This is a genomic window from Streptomyces sp. IBSBF 2435, assembly GCF_036815005.1.
Taxonomy (GTDB): Bacteria; Actinomycetota; Actinomycetes; order Streptomycetales; family Streptomycetaceae; genus Actinacidiphila.
The window spans coordinates 22,853-30,772 of the sequence record NZ_JAJSYW010000070.1; the positions used below are offsets into that span (position 1 = coordinate 22,853).

A 7,920-nucleotide genomic window follows, 5' to 3' on the forward strand; every position below is an offset into this window, starting at 1 on the left:
CCGAGCCCCGAGGGGTCGCGGGGCACAGCGCGACAGGCCACGGCGGACCGTCGGGTACGGACGCATCGCCGCCACCCCGGGGCGCGCGACAAGCCACGGCGGACCGTCGGGTGAGCACCGGCGCCCACCGCCCCTGGCGGGGCCGAGGCCCCACCGGGGCGGGGGCGGATTGCCGGGCGTGCCCCCGGAGGGGTTACTTGCGGAAGCCCATGTCCTCGTAGCGGGGTGTCTGGAAGCCGAAGGCGCCCGCGTTGGCGACCATCGTCCGCAGGGCGACGACGGCCGGCCGCTGGTAGAGGGGGACCGAGCCGGCCGCGGCCCAGATACGGGAGTCGGCCTGGGCCGTGAGATCACGCGCCGCGGAGGCGTTCAGCTCGCTGCCCGCCCGGTCGAGCAGCTGGTCGATCTGATCCGTACCGACCCTCGTGTAGTTCTGCGCGACGGTCAGGGACCCGTCCGGCGCCGGCACGGGCTTCGCGTAGATCGGCGTGTCGTCGGTGGCGGGGTACGCGCTGCCCGGCCAGGAGTAGAGGGCCAGATCGAAGTCGCCGGCCGCGATGTGGTCCTGGAAGTAGCTCGCCCCGTCGACCTTGGTGATCTCCGTGCGGATGCCGATCGCGGACAGCATCTTCGCGATCCGGCCGCCGACGTCGTCCAGCGTCGGCGAGCCCGTGGGCAGCACGAACCGCAGGCTGAGCTGCTTGCCGCTCCTGGTGACCGCCCGGCTGGGCTCGACGACGGTGAGCGCGCCGGAGGCGGCGCTGCGGCCGGGTCCCGCCGCCTGGTCGCCGGCCTTGGCGGTGGACCGCTGCCAGCCCGCGCCGGCGAGCAGCGCCTGCGCCTGCTGGACGTCGTTGCTGCCGAGCGCCGAGCTGTGGTCGGCGTACCCGTCCTGCGCGGGCAGCACCAGGTGGTTGCCGAGCGGCACGGCCGGCAGGCCGAGCGGCTTGAGCACGGCCTTCGCGATGGCCTTGCGGTCGATCGCCCGGGCCACCGCGTGCCGTACCCGCTCGTCGGCCAGCGGCCCGGCGCTGCCGTTGAGCGCGAGCTGCGCGTAGGCGGCGTCCGGGGCCTTGCGGACCGCCAGGCCCCTGGTCCTCTTGACCGCGGCCAGCGAACCCGGGTCGATATCGGCCAGGTCGAGGGTGCCGGCGGCCAGCGCGGAGGCCCGCTTGGCGCGCGGCACCGCGGTCAGCACCAGCTGGTCGAGCTTGGCGGGCCGGCCCCACCAGGAGGGGTTGCGGACCAGGGTGACCGTACCGGCCTTGGCGTCGACGCCCTTCACCGCGAAGGGGCCGGCGGCGACGGGCAGCTTGGTGCGGGCTCCGTCGTTGAAGGCGTCGGCGCTGCCGGTGACGGACGTGGGGTAGAGCGGGCTGAACAGCGAGCGCCAGTCGGCGTAGGGCGTGCTGAAGGTGACCTGGATGTGCTGCGCGTCGGCGCCCTGCTTGATCGAGGCGATCCGGTCGTAGCCGGCGTTGCGCGATGTCCAGAAGGCGGGGTTCTTGCCGTTCAGCGCCTTCCACTGGGCGGTGAAGTCGGCGGCGCCGACCGGGCGGCCGTCGCTCCACCTGGCCTTCGGGTTCAGCTGGTAGGTGACGACCTGGCGCGGCTCGCTGTCGGTGACCTCGGCCTTCCGCAGGAAGTCGGGGTCGGCGGAGGGCCTGCCGTGGGCATCGAGGCGGAACATCGCGGGCAGGGTGGCGCCGGCGATGGTCGCGGTGTCGGTGTCCGCGTCGGCCTGGAAGGCGTTGAGGGTGCCGGGCACCGCGTCGGTGGCCCAGTGCAGGGTGCCGCCGTCGCGTACGCCGGCCCGGGCCACGGTCGCCACGTCGGTGCCCGCGGTGCCGGCCGCGTGGTTGCCGCCGCCGCCCGACGAGCAGGCGGTGACGGTGAGGGTGGCGCCGGCGGTGAGCGCCACGGCGATGCGCACCGCGCGCGCCCGGGGCGCCGAGGTGACAGCGGTCGGGTCCGCACTGCGGTTCATGAGATCGCTCCTCCGCGGCCCGGGCGGCCGGCCGGAGGCGCGGCGCACGCCGGGGCGTACTCATCTGATCGGATGGGCTGATTAACCGGTGGTCCGGTTAATCGCACCCCCACTCCAGACGACGCCACCGGCGCCCCCGCACCGACCCGCCGACGGGCCCGGCGCACTCCACCCGTCCGGCCCACCGCGGGGCGCGTCGCGGTATTCCGTGCAGCCGTCTTCACAAGGCGCGGTGTGACGCGCAACACTCGCATCCGCAGCACCGTCCCGTACTGCATTCATCACGGCGGCAGATGGTGAGGACTTTCCATGTCCCTGCACGATGACCTGACGTCGGTCCAGCGCCGGCTCGACGACCTGATGCGCTGCGTCGCCCGCCTCGACGAGCACAGCGGCGACACGCTCGACATGCGCCGGGTGCGCTCCGCCGCCGCCCATCTGCGGGAGAGCCTCGGGCTGCTCCACGACTCGGCACCGGCCGCCGCGGGGCAGCGCACGGTCGAGATGGTCTCCATCCCGGATGCGCCGTACGACCGCGGGCTGTGGGCGGACGCCGAGGACGAAGGGCTCGGCTCGCCGCACCGGCACGCACCGTAATCGCGCCGCGCCCTCGTGCGCCTCAGGCGCGCGCCGGCACCCGTCGCGCGCCCCCGGTCTCTCCCGTACGGAGTCCTCCTTGGCCACCGGAACCACTCCCACCACTCCTGCCCCAGGCGGTGTGCTCGCACCGGGGCGCGCCGCGATCTCCGCCCGGCATCTGCGGACCGACCGGTGGTGGCTGTCACCGCTGGTCACCGCGGTCGCCCTGTCGATATTCATCGTGTACGCGACGTGGCGGGCCTTCGCGAACGGCGACTACTACTCGGCGCCCTATGTGTCGCCGCTCTACTCGCCCTGCCTCGCCTCGAACTGCACGGACATGAACGGCGGCGCCGACTGGCACCTGTTCGGCGACTGGTGGGGCCTGTCCCCCGCCCTGCTGGTGCTGATCTTCCCGCTGGGCTTCCGGACGACCTGCTACTACTACCGCAAGGCCTACTACCGCGGCTTCTGGGCGTCGCCGCCGGCCTGCGCCGTCGCCGAGCCGCACGCGAAGTACACCGGCGAGACCCGGTTCCCGCTGATCCTGCAGAACGTCCACCGGTACTTCTTCTACCTGGCCATTCCGGTGGCCGGCATCCTGACCTACGACGTGGTGCTCGCCTTCCGGGACGAGGACGGACACTGGGGCCACGCCGGGCTCGGCACCCTGGTGCTGCTGCTGAACATCACGCTGATCTGGGCGTACACCCTGTCCTGCCACTCCTGCCGGCACGTCATCGGCGGCAAGCTCCGGCACTTCTCCGCCCATCCGCTGCGCTACCGGCTGTGGCGCTGGGTGGGCGCGCTCACCGCCCGCCACATGCTGCTCGCCTGGTCCTCGCTGATCAGCGTCGGGGTCGCCGACCTCTATGTGTACCTGGTGGCCAGCGGCGTATTCGACGATCCGAGGTTCTTCTGAGATGACACAAGTCGAACGGCACGCGTACGACGTGGTCGTGGTCGGCGCGGGCGGCGCGGGGCTGCGGGCCGCGATCGAGGCGCGGGAGCGGGGCATGCGGACCGCGGTGATCTGCAAGTCGCTCTTCGGCAAGGCCCACACGGTGATGGCCGAGGGCGGCATCGCGGCCAGCATGGGCAACGTCAACTCGAACGACAACTGGCAGGTGCACTTCCGCGACACCATGCGCGGCGGGAAGTTCCTCAACCAGTGGCGGATGGCAGAGCTGCACGCCAAAGAGGCCCCCGACCGGGTGTGGGAGCTGGAGACCTGGGGCGCCCTGTTCGACCGCACCGCGGACGGCCGGATATCGCAGCGCAATTTCGGCGGCCACGAATACCCGCGGCTCGCGCACGTCGGCGACCGTACCGGCCTTGAGCTGATCCGCACCCTCCAGCAGAAGATCGTCTCGCTCCAGCAGGAGGACTTCGCCGAGACCGGTGACTACGAGGCCACGCTCAAGGTCTTCCAGGAGTGCACGGTCACCCGGGTGCTCAAGGACGGCGACAAGGTGGCCGGGGTCTTCGGCTACGTCCGCGAGTCGGGCCGGCTGTTCGTGATCGACGCGCCGGCGGTCGTCCTGGCCACCGGCGGCATCGGCAAGTCGTTCAAGGTGACGTCGAACTCGTGGGAGTACACCGGCGACGGGCACGCGCTGGCGCTGCTGGCCGGGGCGCCGCTGATCAACATGGAGTTCATCCAGTTCCACCCCACCGGGATGGTCTGGCCGCCCTCGGTCAAGGGCATCCTGGTGACCGAGTCGGTGCGCGGCGACGGCGGGGTGCTGCGCAACAGCGACGGCGAGCGCTTCATGTTCGGCTACGTCCCCGACGTCTTCAAGGAGAAGTACGCGCAGAGCGAGGAGGAGGCCGACGGCTGGTACACCGACCCGGAGAACCACCGCCGCCCGCCCGAGCTGCTGCCCCGCGACGAGGTGGCCCGCGCGATCAACTCCGAGGTCAAGGCCGGCCGCGGCACTCCGCACGGCGGGGTCTTCCTCGATGTCTCGACCCGGCTGCCCGCCGAGGAGATCAGGCGCCGGCTGCCGTCGATGCACCACCAGTTCAAGGAGCTGGCCGATGTCGACATCACCGCGGAGGCGATGGAGGTCGGCCCGACCTGCCATTACATGATGGGCGGGGTCGATGTGGAGTCGGACACCGCGGCGGCCCGCGGGGTGCCGGGGCTGTTCGCGGCCGGCGAGGTGGCCGGCGGCATGCACGGCTCCAACCGGCTGGGCGGCAATTCGCTGTCCGACCTGCTGGTCTTCGGCCGCAGGGCCGGGCTGTACGCGGCCGAGTACGCCGCCGGGCTCGGCGAGGGGCGCCCCGCGGCGGCCGAGGAGCAGATCGACGAGGCCGCGGCCGAGGCGCTGCGGCCGTTCGGCGCGGCGCAGTCCCCGGCCGGCGGCGACGGGCCGGCGGAGAACCCGTACACCCTGCACCAGGAGCTGCAGCAGGTCATGAACGACCTGGTCGGCATCATCAGGCGCGGGCCGGAGATGGAGCAGGCGCTGGAGCGGCTTGCCGGGCTGCGGGCCAGGTCGCGGCGGGCGGGCGTGGAGGGGCACCGGCAGTTCAACCCGGGCTGGCACCTGGCGATCGACCTGCGGAACATGCTGCTCGTCAGCGAGTGCGTGGCGCGGGCCGCGCTGGAGCGCACCGAGAGCCGCGGCGGCCACACCCGCGACGACCACCCGGGGATGGACCGCGGCTGGCGCAAGGTCAACCTGGTGTGCGAGCTGGCCGCCGGGGCGGACGCCGGCGCCGGCGAGCCGAAGCAGGCGCGGATCGGGCTGCGGCAGCGCCCGACGGATCCGATCCGGGCCGATCTGCTGGCCCTGTTCGAACGGGAAGAGCTGCTGAAATACCTGACGGACGAGGAGCTTGACCGGTGACCCACACAGCGCACTTCAAGGTCTGGCGGGGCGACACCGACGGCGGCGGCCTGCGGGACTACGAGGTCGAGGTGAACGACGGCGAGGTCGTCCTCGACATCATCCACCGGCTCCAGGCCACCGAGGCCGCCGACCTGGCGGTCCGCTGGAACTGCAAGGCCGGCAAGTGCGGGTCGTGCAGCGCGGAGGTCAACGGGCGGCCCCGGCTGATGTGCATGACCCGGATGTCGGTCTTCGAGCCGGACGAGACGGTGACGGTCACGCCGCTGCGCGCCTTCCCGGTGATCCGCGACCTGGTCACCGATGTGTCCTTCAACTACGACAAGGCCCGGCAGGTCCCGGCCTTCGTCCCGCCCAAGGGCGTGCCGGTCGGCGAGTACCGGATGCAGCAGGTCGACGTGGAGCGCTCGCAGGAGTTCCGCAAGTGCATCGAGTGCTTCCTGTGCCAGGACACCTGCCACGTGGTCCGCGACCACGAGGAGAACAAGCCGGGCTTCTCCGGGCCGCGCTTCCTGATGCGGATCGCCGAGCTGGACATGCACCCGCTGGACGCCGCCGCCGACGGCGGCCTGGTGCGGGCCGCGTCGGCGCAGGAGGACCACGGGCTCGGCTACTGCAACATCACCAAGTGCTGCACCGAGGTGTGCCCCGAGCACATCAAGATCACCGACAACGCGCTGATCCCGCTCAAGGAGCGCGCCGTCGACCGCAAGTACGACCCGCTGGTGTGGCTGGGCAGCAAGATCAGGCGCCGCCAGGAGTAGGGCACGGGCGTACGACCGGGCGCCGCACATAAGTCGCGTACCGCACATCCCACGCATAGCCTCCGAGGACAGCCACGCGGTGGAGGCGTGGCGCGGCGAAGGGCGCGGTGCGCATGAGGCGGCGAGTCCTACGGTGGTGCGCGGCGCTGGGTGCGCTCGGGCTCGCGGTGCTGCTCCCGCTCCCGGGCCTCGCCCGCGCCGACGACCCGGTCGCGCTGTCCAGGAGCGGCCGGGTCACCGACAGGGTCGGCGCGATCCAGGGCCGTACGTCCCAGGTCACGACCGCGCTCGACCGCCTCTACGACACCCGGCACCTCCAGCTCTTCGTCGCCTACGTCAACGGTTTCTCCGGCCGCAGCCCGCAGGACTGGGCCAATACCGCGGCGACCAGGAACGGGCTCGGCCGGCAGGACATCCTGCTGGCCGTCGCCACCCGCGACCGCCAGTACGCGGTCTCCGCCGACCAGGACTCCGGGCTCACCCAGGCCCAGCTCGACGAGGTCGGCTCCACCGCCGTCGCACCCGCGGTGCGGCAGAACGACTGGGCGGGCGCGGCGGTGGGCGCCGCGAACGGCTGTGACGCGGCACTGGCCGGGCGTCAGGTGGCCGCCCCCGCCATTGTCCCGGGCACGGTGGACCCGGGCGCCGGCACGGCGGCCGACAACGGCGCCGCCGACCTGTGGATCCCGGTGGTCGCGGTGGCCGCGGCGGGCCTGCTGATCGGCTACGCCGTCAAGCGGCGGCGCACGACCGCGGCGGGACGCGGTCCCGAGCCCGCCGGCGCCGGCGGCGCCCCGGGTCCCGGCGGGCGCGGGCGCCGCTACGCCCCGAGGCCGACGCCGCTGCCCGAGCTGGACGCGCAGGCCGGGCAGCTGCTGGTGGCCACGGACGACGCGGTGCGCACCAGCCAGGAGGACGTCGGGTTCGCCGCGGCGCAGTTCGGCGAGGCGGCGGCGCGGCCCTTCACCGAGGCGGTGGACTACGCCAGGGGCGAGCTGGCCGCCGCCTTCCGGCTGCGGCAGAAGCTGGACGACGACTTCCCCGGGGACGACGCGGCCAGGCGGCAGACGCTGGACGAGATCCTGTCGCGCTGCACCCAGGCCAACCGGCGGCTCGACGCGGAGTCCGAGGCGTTCGACCGGCTGCGGGCGATGGAGGCGAACGCGCCGCAGGTGCTGGAGCAGGCCGAGGCGAAGGCCGCCACGCTGCCGGGCCGGATCGCGGCGGCCGAGACCGCGCTCGCGCCGCTGGCCGCCGATTACGCCGGCTCGGCCGTCGAACCGGTCGCCGGGCATCCCGCCGAGGCCCGCGACCGGCTGGAGTTCGCCTACGCCAGCCTCGGCCAGGCCCGTGCGGCGATCGGCACCGACCACGGCCGCGCCGCCGTCTTCGTCCGCGCGGCCGAGAGCGCGCTCGACCAGGCCACCACCCTGGCCGACTCCGTCACCCGCCGCGCCGACGACGTGCACGCCGCCGACGCCCGCCTGCGCGCGGCCCTGGCCGAGATGGACGCCGGCCTGGCGCGGGCCCGCGGGCTGCTCGGCGCGGACGGCGCCCCCGGCGGCACCGCGGACCTGCGGGGGCGGATCGCCAGGGCCGAGACGGTGGCGGCCGGAGTACGCGAGGAGCTGGCGGGCGGGCGGTACGACCCGATCGCGGCGCTGCGGCGGGTGGCGGACGCGGACGCGGGACTGGACGAGCCGCCGGCGGGGGCGCGGGAGCAGGGGGTCGG

Annotated in this window: 6 protein-coding genes; 5 read left to right on the forward strand and 1 reads right to left on the reverse strand. The window is 73.5% G+C overall.

The genetic code is table 11. The features are described from left to right. Positions 1-193: 193 nt before the first annotated feature. Entirely contained in the window at positions 194-1,987 is a 1,794-nt protein-coding gene (locus V7E46_RS16015; RefSeq protein ID WP_333769036.1) for an ABC transporter family substrate-binding protein, read from the reverse strand. Positions 1,988-2,296: 309 nt separating this feature from the next. On the opposite strand from V7E46_RS16015, the gene V7E46_RS16020 reads away from it, so the two are divergent. The 5 genes from V7E46_RS16020 to V7E46_RS16040 form a co-directional block, all read left to right on the forward strand. Continuing rightward, positions 2,297-2,584, forward strand: coding sequence for a hypothetical protein (locus V7E46_RS16020; RefSeq protein ID WP_329175079.1), 288 nt, complete (start codon positions 2,297-2,299; stop codon positions 2,582-2,584). A 79-nt stretch (positions 2,585-2,663) separates the two neighbouring features. After that, a complete protein-coding gene (locus tag V7E46_RS16025; protein WP_329175081.1) occupies positions 2,664-3,488 on the forward strand; it encodes a hypothetical protein in 825 nt (274 codons plus the stop codon). 1 nt (position 3,489) lies between these two features. Continuing rightward, the gene (locus tag V7E46_RS16030; protein ID WP_333769037.1) at positions 3,490-5,424 is read left to right on the forward strand and encodes a fumarate reductase/succinate dehydrogenase flavoprotein subunit; all 1,935 of its coding nucleotides are present in this window, start codon (positions 3,490-3,492) and stop codon (positions 5,422-5,424) included. Next, positions 5,421-6,188, forward strand: coding sequence for a succinate dehydrogenase/fumarate reductase iron-sulfur subunit (locus V7E46_RS16035; RefSeq protein ID WP_333769038.1), 768 nt, complete (start codon positions 5,421-5,423; stop codon positions 6,186-6,188). Before V7E46_RS16030 ends, V7E46_RS16035 begins: the two co-directional genes overlap by 4 nt. A 113-nt stretch (positions 6,189-6,301) precedes the next feature. After that, positions 6,302-7,920 (forward strand): TPM domain-containing protein (locus tag V7E46_RS16040; protein WP_333769039.1); only part of this gene is annotated, 1,619 nt, incomplete at its 3' end.